Below are 21,090 nucleotides of genomic sequence, written 5' to 3'. Positions count from 1 at the left end.
TGAATTGCTTATGAGTAATGCTATTGAAAAAACCGGCAGAATACTGATTGTCGATGACAACGAAGATGTCCTGAGAGCAGGAAAGATGTTCCTGAAACGCCACTTCCTGCAAATAGATACCGAAACCAATCCGGAGCTGCTTCCTACTCTTCTAAGGAACGAGCCATACGATGTAATTTTGCTCGACATGAATTTTACCAAGGATGTAAGCAGTGGGAAGGAAGGCTTCTTCTGGCTCGATAAAATTCTGGAGATAGACCCTTCCGCTGCTGTAGTACTCATCACCGCTTATGGTGATGTAGATACGGCGGTTAAAGCTATTAAAGAAGGCGCCACCGACTTTGTACTGAAGCCATGGGAAAATGAAAAGCTCCTGGCCACTGTGCTTTCTGCCATGCGCCTGCGACGCTCGCGCGAGGAAGTAAGCCAGCTGCGCTCCCTGCAAAAAACCATGAACCAGGATTTAGAAAGTCGCTTTGGAGATATTGTAGGCCAAAGTCCTGCCATGCTGAAGGTATACCATACCGTTAGCCGGGTAGCCAAAACCGATGCAAACGTCCTGATTCTGGGAGAAAATGGGACTGGGAAGGAAATGATTGCAAGGGCCATCCACCGGAGTTCCCACCGCTCAGATAAACCTTTCATCTCTGTAGATTTAGGAGCCATTAGCGAAAATTTGTTCGAAAGCGAGCTTTTCGGTCATACCAAGGGTTCCTTTACGGATGCAAAGGAAGACAGGGCCGGCCGTTTTGAGGTAGCCGATGGCGGTACTATTTTCCTGGACGAGATTGGCAATCTTTCCCTCCCCCTCCAGGCAAAGCTGCTTACCGTTCTCCAAAGCCGCACCATTACCCGCGTGGGCTCCAATAAAACTAAGCAGGTAGATGTACGCCTGATTTGTGCAACCAACATGCCCTTATATGAAATGGTGAAACAGAGCAGCTTCCGGCAGGACCTGCTGTACCGAATCAATACCATTGAACTAGGGCTGCCCGCTTTACGGGAGCGGCCAAGCGATATAGGTTTGCTGGCGGAGCACTTCCTGGCCTATTATGCTAAAAAGTATAATAAATCGGTCCATAGCTTGAGCCCTGCCGCTATAAAGCGTATGGAAAAATACCACTGGCCTGGAAATGTAAGAGAGTTACAGCACACCATAGAAAGGGCGGTAATAATGAGCGATGGCTCCAGCTTGCAGCAGGAAGACTTTTTCTTTAGCAGCCCTCAGAATACAGCCGAAAAAAAGGAAGATAACCTTTCTCTCGACCTGGACAAGTTTCACCTGGAGGACGTAGAAAAAATTCTGATCCGGAAAGTACTAAAGAAGCATGGCGGAAACATTTCGCAGGCCGCCTCTGAATTAGGTCTCACCCGCTCATCCTTGTACCGCAGACTGGAAAAGTATGAACTTTAAGGACTTCAGGTTTAGCTTACTGGCAAGGGTACTTTTACTGGTATTTGCTATTTTCCTGTGCGTGTACGAAGTAGTCAGTGCCTCTAATTACCTTACTGGCCTTATTATTTTTTGTCTGGTCGTGTACCTGGTGTACAACCTCTATGAATTCGTTTTGAGCACAAACCATAAGCTTACCCGCTTTCTGGAAGGCATTCGGTATTCCGATTTCACCAGCAATGTTAATGCTGATAACCAGCTGGGTGAAAGCTTTGCCGACCTCAATCTGGCATTTAATCAGGTAATGGAGGCTTTTCGCAGAACAAGAGCCGAAAAAGAAGAACACCTGCAGTACTTAAACACCCTGGTGCAACATGTACAGGTTGGACTGATTTCCTATGACCCCGATGGAAACATCGAACTGATCAATAATGTAGCCAGACGTTTCCTGAATGTAACCCACATTAAAAATATCAAACAGCTGCAGTATGCCAACCCCGAAATGTACCGCCTGCTCAAGGAATTGCCGGAGGGAGGCAAGCACCTGCTCAGGCAGAGCAGTGAATTTCAGTTAAGCATCAATGCCACTGCGCTGGTGCTGCACAATCGCACCTATAGACTGCTCTCCTTCCAGAATATTAAAAGTGAACTACAGGACAAGGAAATTGAAGCATGGCAGAATCTTTCGCGGGTACTCCGCCACGAGATTATGAACTCCATTACACCTATGACCTCCCTCGCCGCCACTCTTACAGAAATACTGGAAGAGGATGTAAAGGAAAAGGATGGCCATTTTGAACTGGAGGCAGAAAGTGTGGAAGACATTAAGGAGGGACTGCAAACCATCCAGAACCGGAGTGAGGGGCTCCGGCGCTTTGTTGATGCTTATCGAAGCTTTACGTCCATTCCCCAGCCTAAAATGCAGCTCCTGCAGGTAAAGGAGCTTTTCTACGGTACCCTAAAACTGATGCAACCTGATATACGGTCAAAAAAGATAAAGATGGATTGCCAGATTTTACCGGATGACCTGCAACTGTATGCCGATCCTCAGCTACTGGAAATGGTATTGATTAACCTTATTAAAAATGCCGTCGAAGCTTTAAATGGAAAAGAAGGTGGGCAGGTATGGCTGAAGGCAGAAGCCGATGAACACCAGCGGGTACTGATAAGCCTGCGCGATAATGGCCCGGGTATAGAACCGGAAGCCCTTAGTAAAATCTTTATTCCTTTTTATACCACCAAACCAACAGGTTCAGGCATCGGCCTGAGCCTGAGCCGCGAAATTCTTCAAATGCACCAGGCCCAGTTAACCGTTGAGAGTTTTCCGGAACAGGGGAGCTGCTTCTTTATTCGCTTCAGCTAAAAATTTTTCTTATCAATGGTGAATAGGAGCTAACCAGAAAGCAGTAAGAGGAGTATAAGAGCTGATAACTTTTCTTTCTTCCGTTAGTTCATTTCATTAATTAAGCTGATTACTCTCTCCCATTCATGAAATTCCGCAAAGAAGTTGCTTTCTGGGCTGTCCTTTTTTTTCTGTCCTTACTGGCTTTTTATAAGCTGGTCAGGTATAAGAGTTCGACATCGGGTCGCCGGAAAGGCTTTAGCGGAACCATCTTTAGCTTTTTAACTGCCCTTCTTGCAGCCCTTACGCTTTCCGTTTTTTTTCTGCTGGTACGGGTGATAAAAAGAGGTAAAACCAGCACCAGCTTTCGTGACATTATCGCTGCCTGGCTCTTCTCTTCCGGAAGTATTGCCGGCTGGGGAATCCTTCGAATGTTTTTGAGTAAGCAGCCCTATCGTTACAGCAGCCTTTGGGGTGCCCTTTCCGGCATATTCGCACTTGTTCTCTTATGGCAACTGTTCGGAACAAAGCCGCCTGAAGAAGAGTATGTGGAGAAAGATCCGAAAGAAAAAAATCAATAACAGGAGAGAGAAAAGAGAAATAGGTATACCTACATTCCACCACCCACAGCCCTACCATGAAATGCGGAGACTCATCTTTTTTAACAGTGGAGGAGCCAATCACCAACCTTATGAAGAAGCTTATGCTAAGCTCTGTAAACCAGCAGGCTTAAATAAAACAAAAGAGGCTATCTCTAAACCGGGACAGCCTCTTCTTGTGTATGAGAAAGCAAGGCATATTAAGCTGCCTCCTGTTTTCTTTCTTTTCTTTCGTTAATAACTTTCCTGATCTTTAAAATTGCTTTTTCGATACGTTCGCTATCCAGGCTATTGATGTTTTCGAGCATCTTGTTTTTCTCCTCGTTGGTAATTGCCTTATTATTCAGCAGCATCAGCAGTTCTGTTTTTTGCTTTACACTCGCAGGTTCACCCTGTACTTCAGCTGCTTCGCTGGCTGCAGGTTCTTTAGGTGTTTCTTCCTTTTTTTCCGCTGCCGGCTTTGACTTCTTCGGAGCTTCTGCTGCTTTAGGATTCTTTACGGCTGGTTCTGCCCCATCGTCCTTAATCATATAGTCCATTTCCTCTGCAGGAGTTGGCTCATATCCTGCTGCACGAATGATCCATGCTAAAATATTCCGATAAGCTTTACCAATAGCCCGGGTTTGAGCCATGGAAGCAATCGCAAATTCCTGATAGCTCTTTTTACCAAATTCCTTATTACTGCAAATGGCAAAACCTGAACCAATTACCTGCTGATTGCGGAGGTTCAGTAATTTAACTTCTGCCTGATACTTGTATTCCCCGTCACCGGAATCAATTCTGTCTAACTTTTCAATTATCGGTAAAATACCCAGACGGGCCCCGGCATACTGCCAGCCTTCAACATTTACATAAGCTTTGCCCTGTATGTTGTGGAACAGGCGGTTTTCCTTTATGAATTTAGCCAGATCCTGCGCCAAATGAAGTGTTTCATTAGAGTTGGCAATATCATAGCTTTCAATTACTCTCTTTTCCATTTTAATAGATTTTAATGTATTGTAACTCCCTAAAGGTTAGTTACATACACAACTAAAATAGTCATTATAAAGTGCCCGGTTTGCTAAATTTTTTAGTTATTTTTGTTAAAAATAATTTAAAGGTTTTTACCCTTTTCTAAACAAACGAAAAAAGCAAACCAGCCCCTCCTTTTAGTGACCCGGGCACTACTCCTGCATTGATAAAATGATTACGGCCCACCACTTTTTTTTACCCCTTTTACCCTTCTCTCCCACTCCAGAGCAGGAAGAACTGTTCCGGAAGCTTTACCTGTTTCTACAGGCACCCGTAGAAGAAGCTGGTACTTTTATTTTAACAGGTTATGCCGGGACCGGCAAAACCAGCTGTCTTTCTGCCCTGGCAAAAGGAGTTACTCAACTTGGAAAAACGGTACAGTTTTTAGCACCGACTGGCAGGGCCGCTAAAATCATTAGTACCAAAACAGGCCACAAAGCCTTAACCCTCCATCGACAGCTTTACAAAACCATACAAAACCCCTATAGCGGGAAGGTTAAGTTTGAGTTAAGCAAAAACTATAAAGATAATTGTCTTTTTGTGGTAGATGAAGCCTCCATGATTGGTATTGCCGAAGAAGAGGGAGAAACGGATCTCCTGTCTGATCTTTTACGTTTTGTCTTCTCAAGAACCGGGAATAAACTGCTGCTGGTTGGAGACCCGGCCCAGCTGCCACCGGTGGGGAGCAACCTTAGCCCCGGCCTTAACCATGAGGTGCTTCAATACATTTATCAGCAGAAAGTAGTAAGTCATCAACTCTGCCTGGTAAGCCGGCAACAGAGTGATTCAGGCATCGTAGCCAACGCCATGGCACTCAGGAAGGCACTGGAGGAGCCACAGCAACCATTTTTTATCAACAGCCATGGCTATAAGGATGTATTCCTGCTCCCGGGAAATAAAGTAACAGAAGGCTTATCCTATGCATATGAAAAGTATGGAATCCATGAATCACTCGTCCTCTGTGCCACCAACCGGGAAGCTATACATTATAATCAACTGATAAGAAGAGACCTACTCGGCCGAAAGAAAATATTAGAAGAGGGAGACCTGCTGATGGTGGCAAGAAATAACTATCATGCACTTCCGCAAAAGGGAAAAATTGATTTCCTGGCCAATGGAGAGTTTGTTGAGGTGGTAGAAGTACTGGAAGAAGAGCTGCTGGGTAATTTTCGCTTCCAGAACCTCCGCCTTCGCCTGCCGGATTATCCTCACCAGCGCCCTTTTAATACAAAGATACTGCTGGAAACCCTCGAATCGTGTGAGGCCAGTATGAGCCCCGTGCGTTTAAAGGAGCTGTTCAACCTGGTAGCTGTACGCCATGTGAATTACTTTGCCCGCAGCCGACAAATGCAAGCGATACGGAAAGACCCTTACCTGAATGCCCTGCAGGTAAAGTATGCGTATGCTCTTACCTGCCACAAAGCCCAGGGTGGCCAGTGGAAGAGCGTTTTTATACGGCAAGGGTTTTGGGAACAGGAGGCTCCTTCTGCCGAAAAAACCCGCTGGCTGTATACTGCAGTCTCCAGGGCCAGCACTGCACTCTTCTGGTTGTGATACAGCCACTTATAAATTTTGTTTCCTCTTCTCCATTGTCAAAACCAGGGAAGCTACTTATCTTGTAGACCGAAAAAAGCTGCTTGGTAATTTTCTAAACAAGAGGTACAACTTCTTATTTTTTTTAAAGCTGAAGCCTATTCTACGAAACCTTAGCAAATCATTTTTATGATTGATTATATACAATCGTTCTGGAATACGAATTTTATGCCTCATGGGCATTGCTACTTTTGGGACCCTGCCATTCTCTGGGCCCACGCCATATCAGATAGTATTATTGCCCTTGCATACTTCATCATCCCCTTCAGTCTGGTAAAAATTGTCCGCAAAAGGGAAGACTTTGCCTATAAATGGATGCTGGGGCTCTTTGCCCTTTTTATCCTGGGCTGCGGGGCTACCCATGTTATGGATGTAATCAACATATGGGAGCCATGGTACCGCCTGGATTCTACCATACGGGTAATTACCGCCCTTGCTTCCATTGGTACCGCCATTATGCTCATTAAAGTTACGCCGCAGCTTATTCTCTTCCCCAGTGCAAAAAAATGGAAAGAGCTGAATGAAGAGTTAAGAGCCATGAACGAACAGCTTGAGTGGAAAGTAAATGACCGGACCCGCAGCTTTAAGGAAGTAGCCGCCGAATTTCGCTTTTTGACCGATGCAATTCCTCAGATTGTGTGGCGGGCAGATGCAAAAGGAGTGGTTAATTTTTTTAATGAAAAGTGGTTTTCCTATACCGGAATAAAGAATAATGAGGAGGCTTTAACCCAATGGGCTACTGCTATTCATCCGGAAGACAGAAGCAAAGCGGTAGAAAACTGGGAGAAAAGTGTCCGCACCGGCCAAAATGTGGAAATAGAATTTCGCCTGCTCAATGGCAACACCCAAACCTATCGCTGGCACCTGGCCAGGGCCACCGCCATGCGCGATAAGAGTGGTAGGATTAGTAAATGGTTCGGAGCTGCTACCGACATCCACGATAATAAAATCCAGCAACAGGAGCTGGAAAAAACAAACGAAGAGCTCGACAATTTTGTATATGTAGCCTCTCACGATTTAAAAACACCTATCAACAACCTGGACGGGCTTATGAAAATTCTGGAAAGCCGCATGTCCGAAGAGACCAAAAAAGCGGCGGCAGCGGTTCGCCAGATGATGTCCAAGTCCATAGAACAGTTAAAAGTAACGGTTAATGACCTGGCCGACATCAGCAGACTTCAGCGATTAGGTGATGAGGAAGAAACCCAATGGGTAAATGTTAAAGACCTGATTGAAGAGTTTAAGCTCAACCACCATGTGATGATGCGGGAAACAGGCGCCCGCATAGAGGAGGAGCTTGAACTCCCCCGACTTCACTTCTCAAGGCAGCACCTGAGGAGCATACTCGATAACCTGTTAAGCAATGCCCTCAAATACAGGGCACAGGGCAGAATTCTCAGGATAAAAGTGGCCACCTATCAAACCCCATCGCACGACGTTCTGGTAGTACAGGATAATGGCTTAGGGATAAAAAAGGAATACCACCAGAAAATTTTTGAAATGTTCCGACGCTTCCATAAGCAGGCAGAAGGTAGCGGCGTAGGTTTATACATTGTTAAACGGCTGGTTGAAAAAAACCATGGTTATATAGAAGTAGATAGCGAGCCCGAAAAAGGCTCCACCTTCAGGGTTTTCCTTAAGAAATAACCTTACCTTCCTCTAAAGGCCATAATAAAATCCGTAAATCACCATGTTTAGCAAAATATTAAACGAACAGCTTTAGCTTAGCCATTAGCCAGCCATTTAATGCTCCGATGGCTCCTGAAAACACAAAAACTACTTCCGGAACCGGTGCCAATTGAAGCTGCTCCGAAAGGAAAGGAGAGCCTGAGCGGTATGCTAATCGACATACAGCACCAGGCCTTTCAGGTATTCACCTTCCGGGTGGAAAATACTAAAAGGATGGTCGGCAGGCTGGTTGAGCTGGTGCAATACCTTTACTTCCCTGCCAGCTTCTATAGCCGCGGCCATTACCGTATTATTGAACAGGTATTTATCCACTACCTGCGAACAGCTAAAGGTAAAAAGGATACCTCCGGGGGCAATCCTGCGGATGGCCTCCGCATTCAGGCGCTTATACCCCATTAGCGCATTATGCCGCACATTCATTCGCTTGGCAAAGGCCGGCGGATCGAGCACTATCACCTCATACGTCTCCTCCTGGTCCCGGAAAAATTCAAAAGTATCAACTGCAAAAGAGGCATGGCGGTCGGCCTGTCCCTTGAGCCCGATGTTTTCGTCGGTGAGGGCAATGGCTTTTTTAGATACATCGACCGAATGGACCAGGCGGGCTCCTGCATTAAGTGCATATACCGAAAAACCACCTGTATAGCAGAAGGTGTTCAGCACTTTTTTCCCCTTTACATACTCCCCCAGCAGCGCACGATTATCGCGCTGGTCGATAAAGAAGCCAGTTTTTTGCCCTCCAGCCCAATCAATAGAAAAGCGGTTGCCATTTTCCAGCACTTCTCCTTTACCTGGCCCGTCTCCTAATATATAGCCATTCGTCACGGCTACGGGTGCTTTCGGCGGCAGGCTTTCCGCACTTTTATCATATACTGATGCCAGCTTATCGCCCATTACCTCTTTCAGGGCTGAGGCAATTTCGCTTCGGGCCTGCCACATTCCTATGCTATGGGCCTGCAATACGGCCGTATCGCCGTAAACATCGATGATAAGACCGGGCAGTCCATCGCCCTCGGCATATACCAGGCGATAAGTATTGGTTTCTTTACTATCCGTAAGGCCTAAACGCCGGCGTAATTCGTAGGCCTTTCCTATTTTATCCTTCCAGAACCCCGAAGAAACTTCGGTTTCTTGGAAAGACAGCAGGCGCACGGCAATAGACCCGGGGGCATAATGTCCCAGTCCTAAAAACTCTCCCCTAGCCGAATGGACCGACACCAGGTCGCCTTCTGAGACGCTTCCTTCCATTTTACGGATGGCGCCAGAGAAAACCCACGGGTGTTTCCGGAGTAGCGACTGCTCCTTGCCTTTATTAAGATGTATCTTTATCATGGAATGACTGCTCGGTTAAGCTGCAAAAATACAGAGGAATAATGGGGCTAAAAAATTCAGGCTAAAATTAACAGAGGCATCTTAAAACTTACCTTCTGAAACGGCCTTTTTGCATAAGGGCAATCAAATCAACATCAAATAAATAAGATACAGAGATTGAGAAGACATGATTAACAGCTTCAAAATTGTCCTGATAAGAACCTATGCTGTAATCTCCACTATCTTCCTTTCCCATATAAGTTTTCCCTATTCCTATACTATTCCTCAGGTCCACCATAATTGTTTTTCCTGTGCCTAAATCAAAAATAACGCCACCACCAAAATCAAGGGACATTTGTAGTCTGTTTGCCTCCCGCACAAAAACCTGCTCAGTACCTGTTTTTGCATCCTCCTTAAAAACAATTCGATATTGTTGTATTTCTTTTCCTGTTAAACGACTGTATTCTTCATTTTGGATTGTGCCATGGCCACCAAGCCAGTAGTTTATGCTTGGCCCTACATTCAGGTAATACTCTATCTTAAAATCAGGGGTAGTCTGGTGTTTACTAAAACGCAGCAGTACAGGCACATCAATAAAGCTGTAGAGGGCTTTATTATCAGTCGGAGAAATCATTTCCACCTTATTCTTACTTCGTTTTCCCTTCTGGCTGTAATAAAGTTCGGTATGAAGGGAATAGAAATCACTTACTTTGTAGTTCAGTACCGCCCCAAGCTGTAAGCCAGGGCGAAAGCTGGAAGAATAAAGCTCCTTATATGCCTCATCCTCATAAACTGCCCGCCCCATTTGTGCGCCAAGCTTAGGACCGATCCTGAACTGCGCACTTACAACAACAGGTATCAGTAGAAAAAAAAATAATACCAGCCCTGAATACCACTTGCTGTACCAAGGAAAATACACACACATACACACACTGTTTAGAATAGTAAAGTACGTCTGCTCCACTGTAACTTTTGGTCTACATAGATATCAGATATTACAACTGTCAGTTTTACGGCTGTTTTGGCTAAGACCAGGTGCTTCTTCTGGTTTTAGATCTGCTATATTTGAGAATAGGATTAACCAGTCCTGCCAAGCAATCCGGAAGCTATGAACAAAGTTTTCTACTCACTTCTTTTCATTGTATCTCTTCAAAATTTTCTGGCTAAGGCCCAAGATATTCCACCTGTATACAGCCAGTTCTATATGAATCCCGCACTATTTAATCCGGCTTTTGTCGGAAGTGATGGTTACTCTTCTCTGTACCTCACACACCGCCGGCAGTGGGTAGGAATAGAAGGAGCTCCTGTCAGCTCCACCCTTAATTTTCATACTCCCTTATCAAGAAATTTTGCTGCAGGTGTACTTATTAATCACGATCAGACAGGTATTTATAAAGCTTCAATGGCAGAAGCTCAATTTGCTTACATCATTCCAATGGGTGAGCAGCATAATTTAAGGATGGGCCTCAGCACAGGAGTTAGCAAACTCAACATGGATTTAAGCGAAGCTTCCCCTGAACAAAAGGTTTATCTTGCCAACAGATATGCAAGCGGACAGCTTTTCCGGGCTAAATTTGGAATCAATTACCACTTCAAATCCCTGAATGTTGGTTTTTCCACCAATAGTTTATTTCAAAATAGCCCCCTTCAGGCTAAACCCGATGAATTTGGTTTTGCCCCTCTTCAGAACATGGTAGTGAATGCCTCCTATTATACCAGTCTTATTCCTGAAAAAATACATCTGGAACCTTATGTGCTGTTCAACAGGCTAACTGATAGTGAGCGAATAGAAGGAGGGCTCCTTTTTTACTACATGGATTTTATATGGGCAGGAGCCTCTTACCGCAGCCATTATGGCCTAACAGGTATATTGGGATTTCAGGCAGGAAAGGTAGTAAAAATGGCTTATGCATATGAGTTGGGACAAACAGGCGAATTTGGTTTTCAGCTACCCAGCCATGAGTTGCAGATTAATATAAAATTAGGCAAAAACAGGATTTACACTAAAGAAATAATTCGGAAACCCAGGTTCGAAATGCAATGAGAGCACTTTACTTTTTACATTCAGGATTTAGCTTTACTAAGGTTTGTCGCCTTATTTTCGCTGTTAATCTGTTTTTTCTTTTTACCACCCTGCCGGCCCAGGCACAGGTTCCTGCTATAGAATCAATTAGCCCGGCAAAAGCCCATTATGGCGAGGTGGTTTCAATTACTGGTTCAGGTTTCCCTGCTCAGGCCAGTCTGCTTGTAAATTTTGGCTCGGTATCTGCCGAAATAATAGAGGCAGGCGCAACTGGTATTAAGGTAAAAGTCCCTGCAGGTGCTTCCTATGCTCCTGTTACAGTAACCAATTTAACTACCGGGTCTGTAGCTTTTTCAGCACAGACTTTTTCTCCTTCCTTTGGAGGGGCTACAGAAGGAACAGCCACTTTCGATCCTGTACTTTCGCTTCCTGCCAGCGGGCCTTTTGATGTGTGTGCCTGCGATTTGGATGGAGATGGAAAGAATGATATTGTTGGCTCTAACCAGAATACTGGTGCCACTGCTGTAACACAATACCTCAACAGCAGCTCGATTGGAAACCTGAACTTTTCGTCTAAGCGGGAAATAAACGTTGGCTCCACCACCTTACAGCTTAGCTGTGGGGACCTTAACGGTGATGGAAAGCCTGATCTGGTGTTTTCAAGTGGAGAAAAAGTTTTAATTCTCCGAAACAGCAGCACATTAGGAAGTATTAATTTTGGTGCAGTTCAATCCTTAAGCGCTCCTCAGAAGGACCTTTCAAAACCGGTTGTCCATGACCTGGACGCCGATGGCAAACCAGAAATAACACTCACGAATCTGGCGAACAACGAGATTATTGTATTCAAAAATACCAGTACAGCTGGGGTTATCAGCTTCAGTAGCTCTCCCTTACCCTTTTCTGTTTCTCTCACTACTCAGGGTTTACACATGAGAGATGTAAACTCAGATGGCCTCCCGGACATAACAGCCTCATCCTTATACGGAAACAAAGTATTCTTCCTCATCAATAAGAGTACTACCGGAAACATCCTCTTTGAAGCACCTCTGGAATTTAATTCCAATGGACTCTCAAATCATGCGGTGGAAGATATGGATGGCGACGGAAAGCCTGATCTTCTTACCCTCAACTACTTTGAGGACAAGCTGAACATTTTCCTCAATAACAGCAGCAGCTCTGTGCCTGCTTTTGCTGCCTCACAGCAGTTTACCACTGGCTTAAGACCCACAGGACTGCAATTAGGTGATCTTAATGGGGATAAAAAAACGGATATCCTGATCGGGCATAATCTGGAAGGTAGTGCTTATCTGATGCTGAATAAAAGCACAGCAGGAGTACTTAATTTTGAAATAGTTAAACTGACAGCCGCAGGCAAGATTCCTTATGTGCAGATAAGCGATTTGGACGGGGATGCCAAACCAGATATACTGGCAGCAGATAAGGAAGGAGCAATGTTCCACATTTTCAGGAATAACACCTGCCTTTACCCGACCATTCAGCCTTCCGGCCCTGTTGAATTATGCGAAGGAGGCGTGGCTCCTCTTCGTACGGTTCAGTCTCCCCTGGCGGAAATGGCCACCCCACAATTAAGTTACCAATGGATGAAGGAAGGTACAGTAGTAGGAACAGGACCTTTTCTCGAAGTCGCCACCCCGGGCATTTACACTGTAACAATAAATTCAGGTAATGGCTGTAGTAATACCTCTGAGCCCATAACTGTTAATTCGTTTCGTGAAACTCTTGGAAACCCTCAGTTTGATATAGTTGCCAATGCCTGTGAAGGACAACCCCTGGTGCTTTCTATATCACCTGCCGTTGAAGGAGTGAATTATACATGGTCTAATGCTGCTGGTTTTTCTCAAACCAGCACCACTAACTCCATAACCATCCCGGCTGCTGATCCCGCACTTCATTCCGGCATATACTCGGTTCAGTTAGCAAAAGGAAACTGCGAACTCACCCTCGAATCAGCAGATATCCAGGTAAATCCATCACCCGAAATCTCCATTCAAACAGAAGGTGACCTTTCTCTGTGTAATGGAGAAAGCATGATGCTACAGGTTCAGGAAGGACTCTCTTCTTACCAATGGAAGAAAAACGGAATTCCCATTACCAATGCAAATACATTCACTTTCGAAGCAAATTCTGAAGGATCTTATTCAGTAGTTGCACAGAATTCCTATGGGTGCGAAACAGAAAGTAATGCCATAGAGCTGGTTGTTTATGAAGAACTGGCGGTTGCCTTTGAAGCCCCTTCCGTAGTCTGCATCAATCAGCCTGTTCACTTTACAGATCAATCCAACCTGGCGGCAGGAAGGGCAGCTGATTTCTTCTGGGATTTCGGAGATGGCAACCAGTCCAGAGAGCGATCACCCATCCACTCTTATTCCCAGGCAAGATCCACTCCCTACACGGTTACCTTAATGGTACAATACCAGAACAGCAACTGTGGCAGTACTTTTACTAAGCAAGTTACTGTCCAGAACACCGCAGACATCGCCTTGCATACAGAGACGACCGAGTTTTGCCCTGGTGACAGTGTAAAGGTAAGCGTACTGGGCCATGTAACAGATGTTAAATGGTCGAACGGAGACAGCGGTCTTTTCACCTATGCGAAAGACAGCGGTCTTCTTGAAGCAGAAGTTCAGGTGTCAGGTGACTGTAAAATCGTGAAATCGGTTAATCTTTCGCATTTAGCGAAGCCTGAACTCACTCTTCGTTCAGATAAAAACAAAATTAATATTGGAGAATCGGTGCAGCTGTTGGCCGAAGGTGGCATTTCTTACAGCTGGGAGCCGGCTGAAGGGATAGATAATCCTGCTGCAGCCAACCCCATTGTATCCCCCGCCCAAACCACTACCTACAAAGTTACTGCGTGGGGTGAAAATGGGTGTACAACAGTAGGCGAAATTACCATAGAGGTTGACTTAAGCTTTACGGTAGAAACCCCTAAGCTGTTTATTCCTGCTATGGATGGAAGCTGGAAGGTTAACAACATTGAAAGCTATCCGAATATTTCGCTGGTTATTATGAACAAGTTTGGAAAAATCCTCTATAAGGCAGCTCCATACGACAATTCATGGACAGCTGATCAACTCTCTGAAGATGTTTATTTCTTCGTATTTAAAGATGCTTCAGGAAAAGTATTAAAAAGCGGCAGCATTTCACTGATACGGTAAAGCCCTCCGGGCTTTGACTGTAAATACAGAAAGCAACTGTATTACTGTACAATCTCCGGATTTTACCAGGGCATTGGTCCCGGCAAAGCATTTAATATTATCAGGACTAAACAACTGAAAATAAAATTTACTCTACCCTTAAAGGGGGAGCAGGTAAAGATGCAGAATGATTTTACAAAACAGCCCTTTCATGTTTAACTAATTGGGGTACTCCATGAGAAAATTTTACCTTTATACCTTTCTTCTGATTTGTCTTTTTGGTGCAGGCTTTGCACTGGCAGCAAATCATAATTTGCTCGTTTTTAACGGCAATGGTATTACCTCTGACTTTTTAAACAGGGAGAATAAAACTGAAGCCGTTCTGCCTGCCGGAGAAAGTATTTCTGCTTCCAATTGTAACAACCTTTCCGCAACAGTAAAAACTGTAAAAAACCAGACAAGCTGCAAGACCCCAAATGGAAAGCTGGACATCAGTATTAAACCTGCTAATGGTTCTTATACCATTGAGTGGTATGAATCAGGTGGTTTACTGGACCCGGATTACCTTGTAGGCACAGGCACCTCTGTAGATAAACTGGTGTCAGGCACCTATTTTGCGGTGGTAAAAGATACCCAAACAGGTTGCCAGACGATTGTATCCGGTACGGTAAATGATGAAACCCCAAAAATTGAACAAAAAATAAATGTAATAAACGATGTTATTGGATGCCAGGGAGCACAAACAGGTATTCTCGAAATAGAGATCATAACTGAGGATGGTTCTAACAACGTGAAAACCATTTGGATGACAGGTTCCGAAGTAGACTTTGGTCAGGAAATTCCCAAATGGAAAAACATGCTGGAGGCCAATGAATTACCAAAAGGCACCTTCACCGTTATCTCGGTAAATAATAATACCGGCTGTTATTCCGAGCCTTTTACTATTACCATCGGACAGGTTACTCCTCCGGTTATTTCAGGGTCTGCTACCGCAAGCACTTCCTGTGCAACCGGCAATGGTACCATAAGTATAACCGCTCAGGCTGCAGAAGGGTCTTCCATCCCTGAAAATGGATTTACCTTTACCTGGTATAAAGGAAGCGATACGAGTGGTACCCCTATAGGCAATGCCACCAATACCAGCACCACTTCAGCACTGGGCAATTTACTGCCTGGTTTTTATACCGTTCAGGTCAACAACAACCCGGATGACGGAACCTGTGTATCCTATCAGACTTTTGAAGTGCTGGACCATGCTGTCTACCCTTCCCTTACTTTTGCCACTACGCCTAATGAGGTATGTACGCCTTTAACGGCTACTACTGCCTACAACGGCAGCATTACGGCTAACATGACTGAAAATGGCCCGGCAGGAAGCAGCTACACCTACAGCCTCCATGATGCGGCAGGAGTCTTTATCCGCTCCTCCACCACCAACAGCTTTACCGGACTCAGAGACGGAAACTATCAGGTAAAGGTAAAGAACAACACCAGCGGCTGTGAATCTGCTCTGGCTCCTGTTACGGTAGGGGTAGCTACACCTGCAATGGGTGTAACCCTATCGGCTAAACCGCAGACCAACTGCGAGGGAGCTTCCAATGGCTCTGCCACTGCCTCTGTCACTAAAAATGGTGCTCCAGTTACCTCCGGCTATACCATCAGCTGGTACACAGGAACCACCGCCACAGGCACTCCCATTGCCAGCGGAAACACTGCTTCGGCACTGGCAGGAGGACAAAGCTACACCGTAAAAATCACCGATACCCAGAGCGGCTGTACGGCAACGGCCAGCGTGAGCGTGCCGCTGGCCAAAGCCATCCCTTCCCTTACTTTTGCCACTACGCCTAATGAGGTATGTACGCCTTTAACGGCTACTACTGCCTACAACGGCAGCATTACGGCTAACATGACTGAAAATGGCCCGGCAGGAAGCAGCTACACCTACAGCCTCCATGATGCGGCAGGAGTCTTTATCCGCTCCTCCACCACCAACAGCTTTACCGGACTCAGAGACGGAAACTATCAGGTAAAGGTAAAGAACAACACCAGCGGCTGTGAATCTGCTCTGGCTCCTGTTACGGTAGGGGTAGCTACACCTGCAATGGGTGTAACCCTATCGGCTAAACCGCAGACCAACTGCGAGGGAGCTTCCAATGGCTCTGCCACTGCCTCTGTCACTAAAAATGGTGCTCCAGTTACCTCCGGCTATACCATCAGCTGGTACACAGGAACCACCGCCACAGGCACTCCCATTGCCAGCGGAAACACTGCTTCGGCACTGGCAGGAGGACAAAGCTACACCGTAAAAATCACCGATACCCAGAGCGGCTGTACGGCAACGGCCAGCGTGAGCGTGCCGCTGGCCAAAGCCATCCCTTCCCTTACTTTTGCCACTACGCCTAATGAGGTATGTACGCCTTTAACGGCTACTACTGCCTACAACGGCAGCATTACGGCTAACATGACTGAAAATGGCCCGGCAGGAAGCAGCTACACCTACAGCCTTCTTGATGCAACAGGAAAGATAACCACCTCCTCCACCGACAGCTTTACCGGACTCAGAGACGGAAACTATCAGGTAAAGGTAAAGAACAACACCAGCGGCTGTGAATCTGCTCTGGCTCCTGTTACGGTAGGGGTAGCTACACCTGCAATGGGTGTAACCCTATCGGCTAAACCGCAGACCAACTGCGAGGGAGCTTCCAATGGCTCTGCCACTGCCTCTGTCACTAAAAATGGTGCTCCAGTTACCTCCGGCTATACCATCAGCTGGTACACAGGAACCACCGCCACAGGCACTCCCATTGCCAGCGGAAACACTGCTTCGGCACTGGCAGGAGGACAAAGCTACACCGTAAAAATCACCGATACCCAGAGCGGCTGTACGGCAACGGCCAGCGTGAGCGTGCCGCTGGCCAAAGCCATCCCTTCCCTTACTTTTGCCACTACGCCTAATGAGGTATGTACGCCTTTAACGGCTACTACTGCCTACAACGGCAGCATTACGGCTAACATGACTGAAAATGGCCCGGCAGGAAGCAGCTACACCTACAGCCTTCTTGATGCAACAGGAAAGATAACCACCTCCTCCACCGGCAGCTTTACCGGACTCAGAGACGGAAACTATCAGGTAAAGGTAAAGAACAACACCAGCGGCTGTGAATCTGCTCTGGCTCCTGTTACGGTAGCCTTTGCACCTCCCACCCTGGAGCTTTCTCTTAATCCTAACTCCCAAACCAACTGTACCGGCACTCCAAATGGCTCTGCCACAGCTGAAGTGAGCAAAAATGGCAGTATCGTTACTTCCGGATTTACCTTAAGCTGGTACAATGGAACCACTGCCACCGGAACTCCCATTGCCAGTGGTACAGGTATCAGCTCTCCTTCCTTAACAGGAGGACAGGACTATACGGTGAAGCTGGTGGATACGCAAAGTGGGTGTGTGTTGATTGAAACAGTAAATATCCCCCTGGAAAAGAGCATTCCAGCCTTAACTCTAATTCCTACTGCCAATACAGTTTGTGCACCCACCTCTGCTTACCCCTATACAGGAAAGATTGAAGCGATTCTGACGGAGGGTGGCAATACCATCAGCAGCTACTCGGGCTATACCTTCACCTGGAGAAATGAATCCGGAACAGAGGTAACAAGCAGTGGAACCAATGGAAACATTTATTCAGGTCTGGTAAATGGTAATTATCAGGTAAAGGTAAAGAATGATCTCAGTGGATGTGAATCACCTTTTTACCCGGTTACTGTCGGCTTTGCACCTCCTGCTTTAGGCCTGACCCTTAATCCTACTGCAGAAACTCATTGTTCTTCGCCTAACGGTACCATAACAGCCATGGTAACCGGAACCTCCAACTATGATTTATTTTGGTTTATAGAAAGTCCTTCTTCAGGAAATGCCATTCCGGAAACAAAAATCAGCGGAAATGTTGCTTCCGGTTTAGCGGGCAACGTTTCTTACTCAGTAAAGCTGGTGGACAAAGAAACAGGATGCGAAAAAATTACTTATGTTGGTGTTCCCCAAAGCTTTGTCTACCCCGCCGTGGATGCCACTGTAGTGAATAATGACGTATGTAACCCAAGCCTTGCAGAAGGAGAAGCCTACACAGGTTCTATCATTGCCAATGTAACAGAAACCGGCTCTCATTCTTATACTTACAGATGGTTTAAGTATAATGGGATTGATTATGACCTTATTTCAGGAGAAAATGCGGCAAGCTTAAATAATATCGCTGATGGTACTTATAAAGTACAGGCAATCAATAATACAACCGGCTGCCCTTCGACTACTGAAACGGTAGTGGTAGGAGCAGACAAGGTGCTTCCACAGGCCACAGTCAGCACAACCCCGCAAACCTCCTGCGACCTCATAAACTTACTTGGCAGTGCCACTGCTCAGGTAAGTAATGGTGTAATAGCTGATTATACATTCGAATGGTTTAGCGGAAACTCCATCAACCCGGCAAACCTTATCACCTCTAATCTCAGTAATGGCGGGGCTACTGTTTCCGGACTGGCCGAGGGCGATTACATTGTTCGCATCACCAATAAAACCAGTGGCTGCCAGTCTACCGCCATGGGAAATGTTGGCACGCAGCAGGAAATCCCTGTCGCCTCCCTGCAGGTAACGACCGACATAAGCTGTACTCAAAACGGGCAGCTAACCGCCAGCGTAAGTAATCCGGGAACCAACACCTTCACTTACAAATGGTACAGAGGAAAGGCAGCGGATCCGGCCAAAGAAATCACCAGCAATACGGACCCTAGCCTAGACCTGTTAGACAATGGAGATCCGCTTCCTTCTGATTATTATACTGTGGTAGCCATAAATACGGTAACCAAATGCGCTTCTCAGCCCGTAACTAAATACCTGGCACCTCCGGCGGCTCCTTTTGTCATAAAATCCACTGTTAACAACAAACCTTCCTCCTGTAATCAGAAAGAGGGAATTGCGACCGTCTGGGTTGATAATGGTTCAGGAGTGGCTACTGAAGACGTTGCCGGTGAATATACATTCGAATGGTTTAAAGGCACCCCTCTGGACCCTAATGCCAGCTTTTATTCAGCTCCGGCTATTCAGTTTGATAGCCTTGCACTAGAATTAGATCCGGCCAATCAGTCTGATGACCCTGCTTTAGCCACTTTTATGGCGGCGAAAACCCCGGCTCAGGTGAACGGCGTTGACTATTTTAATGAAAGAACATCAACCAATGGGCAGACCATCTATAAGCGGGAGTCTGGAATATATACGGTGGTCGTTACCCGATTATCAGACCAGTGTAAAGCCTTGCTGCAAGTTCCCATTCCTTTTGAAGATGCTCATGAAAGTTTAGCGATTGATATTTCCCACTCAGATGAATGTAACGGATTGGGAACAATAAATTCTCAGGTAAAAAAGTCCGATGGTACCATTCCAGCTCAATCTAATTATACCTTTTATTTATTTAGAGGAACATCAACCGGAGATTTGTCTGCTGCCGATTATTCAAAAAAAGGAGTAGGAGACGCTGGCGATGCCAATGCAACCACTACCTTTCCGGATTTAAGCCCGGGCTTCTACACTCTGTTAGCTAAAGAAGATATGGGAACCTTCTGTATTTCAGTAGCTGAAGTGGTGGAGGTAAAGCAGGTGGCCCTTTCTCCTGTTGCCAATGTAACCGACATTAACCCCATGACCAATTGCGAAGGGGATAATGGTTCCTTTATTCTTAATATAGGGCCGGGGGAATATGAACCCGGAGAACCAGATTACTTTACCACTGAATTTAAAGTTACACTTACCGACCCTGACGGAAACATCCAAACCTATACAGAAACAGCCTTTGATACAGCCACAGAAGTTACTCGTCCTATCTCTCTTTCCGGCTTGACCAATGGCAGCTATTCCATTTTTGTTGAAGGCTTTAAATCGGATGGTAGTCCAACTGGCTGCGACACTACCATTGTTGCTCAGGTAGGCAAAAATGCCCCTACACCAGTTTTAAGAGCAAAAGTAACCAACCAGCAAACTACCTGTAATTTCAACGGAGCAATTCTGCTTGAAGGGGTTGATATCACCTTCAATGGCACTACTACTTCTTATCCAGTCGATTTTACAGCTTTTGATTTTGTTTACTATAAAAGCGAAGCCGATTACCTGGCGAAAACCAGTAGCACCGCCATCAGCAGTGCCTCAATTTCCGGTTTAGAGGCAGGCACCTATTATCTGGTGGCAACCAAAAAAGTGAATTCCGATCCTTCAGATGTATCTGATGGCTGTAGTTCTTTGCCTGTTATCCTTAACATTGAGGACAAAGCCATTCCTCCGACAATTTCCTTTAGTTATACATCTGATGAAAACTGTAGTGCTACGGATGCCAATGGAACTCTTACCGCCACAATGACTTCCTCAACCGGCGCCGACATTGATTCTGTTCACTGGTTTACAGGAGAAAGTATTGACCCTGCTGACAGATTTACAGGCACTGTAATTACCCTCAGTGCTAACCAGCAGCGTATTGAAGGGCTGCAAGAAGGTTTTTATACTGCCCAAGTATTTGAGGGTGGTTGTGAAACTATAAAATCATTCCGGGTGCCCGGCAATAAGGCCACCCCACTGGTTTCGGTAATCGCAGCCCCCACACCTAATACCGTTTGTGATGCCAGCCAGTACAATGGTTCCTTTGAAATTAAAGAGCTGTCATACAATGGAACCTTCTTTAATACCGAAGCCGATATCAACAGTAATTTCGACTTTGTTATTTACACCAGCGAAAGCGATTACAATTCAGGTACCAACCCAAACCCGGGAACCGCAAATATGCCCGACACCCTGGCTCCCGGCACTTATTATGTCGTGGCCAGCAAAACAACCTATCCTGGAATAGGCTGTGTATCTGTACCAAGTGTGATAACCATTCCCGACCAGCCTGTCTACCCGCTGCTTTCTGTTGCCACTACCAGAGAAGATGATTCCTGCGACGATG

Annotated in this window: 11 protein-coding genes; 8 read left to right on the top strand and 3 right to left on the bottom strand. The window is 45.9% G+C overall.

Translation table 11 applies throughout. The features are described 5' to 3' along the window. The first annotated feature begins 10 nt into the window (after positions 1–10). The 3 genes from F752_RS0120140 to F752_RS0120130 all read left to right on the top strand — a co-directional run bounded on the left by F752_RS0120140 (position 11) and on the right by F752_RS0120130 (position 3,316). Positions 11–1,414 carry a sigma-54-dependent transcriptional regulator gene (locus F752_RS0120140; protein WP_017733554.1) on the top strand — a complete coding sequence of 468 codons (1,404 nt, stop codon included), beginning with the start codon at positions 11–13 and terminating at the stop codon, positions 1,412–1,414. Continuing rightward, positions 1,404–2,756: a sensor histidine kinase gene (locus F752_RS0120135; protein ID WP_017733553.1), complete on the top strand. Its 1,353-nt coding sequence runs from the start codon at positions 1,404–1,406 to the stop codon at positions 2,754–2,756. Before F752_RS0120140 ends, F752_RS0120135 begins: the two co-directional genes overlap by 11 nt. Positions 2,757–2,881: 125 nt before the next feature. Then, the gene (locus F752_RS0120130; RefSeq protein WP_017733552.1) at positions 2,882–3,316 is read left to right on the top strand and encodes a hypothetical protein; all 435 of its coding nucleotides are present in this window, start codon (positions 2,882–2,884) and stop codon (positions 3,314–3,316) included. A gap of 218 nt (positions 3,317–3,534) precedes the next feature. Here the strand turns inward: F752_RS0120130 and F752_RS0120120 are convergent, their stop codons facing one another. Continuing rightward, positions 3,535–4,311, bottom strand: coding sequence for a hypothetical protein (locus tag F752_RS0120120; RefSeq protein ID WP_017733550.1), 777 nt, complete (start codon positions 4,309–4,311; stop codon positions 3,535–3,537). A gap of 205 nt (positions 4,312–4,516) precedes the next feature. On the opposite strand from F752_RS0120120, the gene F752_RS0120115 reads away from it, so the two are divergent. Continuing rightward, complete coding sequence (locus F752_RS0120115; RefSeq protein WP_017733549.1) at positions 4,517–5,899, top strand: ATP-dependent DNA helicase; 1,383 nt, start codon at positions 4,517–4,519, stop codon at positions 5,897–5,899. Between the two features lie 168 nt (positions 5,900–6,067). Beyond that, a complete protein-coding gene (locus F752_RS0120110) occupies positions 6,068–7,585 on the top strand; it encodes a sensor histidine kinase (protein WP_017733548.1) in 1,518 nt (505 codons plus the stop codon). 192 nt (positions 7,586–7,777) lie between these two features. Here F752_RS0120110 and F752_RS0120105 read toward each other — a convergent pair whose 3' ends face one another. Next, positions 7,778–8,956, bottom strand: a complete 1,179-nt coding sequence (locus F752_RS0120105; RefSeq protein ID WP_026135874.1) for a class I SAM-dependent rRNA methyltransferase — start codon at positions 8,954–8,956, stop codon at positions 7,778–7,780. 88 nt (positions 8,957–9,044) lie between these two features. After that, a complete protein-coding gene (locus F752_RS0120100; RefSeq protein WP_017733546.1) occupies positions 9,045–9,860 on the bottom strand; it encodes an outer membrane beta-barrel protein in 816 nt (271 codons plus the stop codon). 183 nt (positions 9,861–10,043) lie between these two features. On the opposite strand from F752_RS0120100, the gene F752_RS0120095 reads away from it, so the two are divergent. The 3 genes from F752_RS0120095 to F752_RS0120085 form a co-directional block, all read left to right on the top strand. Beyond that, complete coding sequence (locus F752_RS0120095; RefSeq protein ID WP_017733545.1) at positions 10,044–10,979, top strand: PorP/SprF family type IX secretion system membrane protein; 936 nt, start codon at positions 10,044–10,046, stop codon at positions 10,977–10,979. Beyond that, positions 10,976–14,137 (top strand): FG-GAP-like repeat-containing protein, encoded by a 3,162-nt coding sequence (locus tag F752_RS0120090; RefSeq protein ID WP_017733544.1) that lies wholly within the window; start codon positions 10,976–10,978, stop codon positions 14,135–14,137. The genes F752_RS0120095 and F752_RS0120090 overlap by 4 nt, the downstream gene beginning before the upstream one ends. A 214-nt stretch (positions 14,138–14,351) precedes the next feature. Beyond that, positions 14,352–21,090: hypothetical protein (locus tag F752_RS0120085; RefSeq protein WP_017733543.1), on the top strand; the 6,739-nt coding region annotated here is incomplete at its 3' end.

The organism is Nafulsella turpanensis ZLM-10 (genome assembly GCF_000346615.1).
In the GTDB taxonomy this organism is placed as follows: domain Bacteria; phylum Bacteroidota; class Bacteroidia; order Cytophagales; family Cyclobacteriaceae; genus Nafulsella; species Nafulsella turpanensis.
The sequence above is the reverse complement of the archived record's forward strand: the minus strand, read 5'-3'. Positions and strand labels throughout refer to the sequence as shown.

Coding starts and splice junctions, on each gene's coding strand:
- F752_RS0120140 (WP_017733554.1), top strand. CDS start 11: ATGAGTAATGCTATTGAAAAAACCGGCAGAATACTGATTGTCGATGAC.
- F752_RS0120135 (WP_017733553.1), top strand. CDS start 1,404: ATGAACTTTAAGGACTTCAGGTTTAGCTTACTGGCAAGGGTACTTTTA.
- F752_RS0120130 (WP_017733552.1), top strand. CDS start 2,882: ATGAAATTCCGCAAAGAAGTTGCTTTCTGGGCTGTCCTTTTTTTTCTG.
- F752_RS0120120 (WP_017733550.1), bottom strand. CDS start 4,311: ATGGAAAAGAGAGTAATTGAAAGCTATGATATTGCCAACTCTAATGAA.
- F752_RS0120115 (WP_017733549.1), top strand. CDS start 4,517: ATGATTACGGCCCACCACTTTTTTTTACCCCTTTTACCCTTCTCTCCC.
- F752_RS0120110 (WP_017733548.1), top strand. CDS start 6,068: ATGATTGATTATATACAATCGTTCTGGAATACGAATTTTATGCCTCAT.
- F752_RS0120105 (WP_026135874.1), bottom strand. CDS start 8,956: ATGATAAAGATACATCTTAATAAAGGCAAGGAGCAGTCGCTACTCCGG.
- F752_RS0120100 (WP_017733546.1), bottom strand. CDS start 9,860: ATGTGTGTGTATTTTCCTTGGTACAGCAAGTGGTATTCAGGGCTGGTA.
- F752_RS0120095 (WP_017733545.1), top strand. CDS start 10,044: ATGAACAAAGTTTTCTACTCACTTCTTTTCATTGTATCTCTTCAAAAT.
- F752_RS0120090 (WP_017733544.1), top strand. CDS start 10,976: ATGAGAGCACTTTACTTTTTACATTCAGGATTTAGCTTTACTAAGGTT.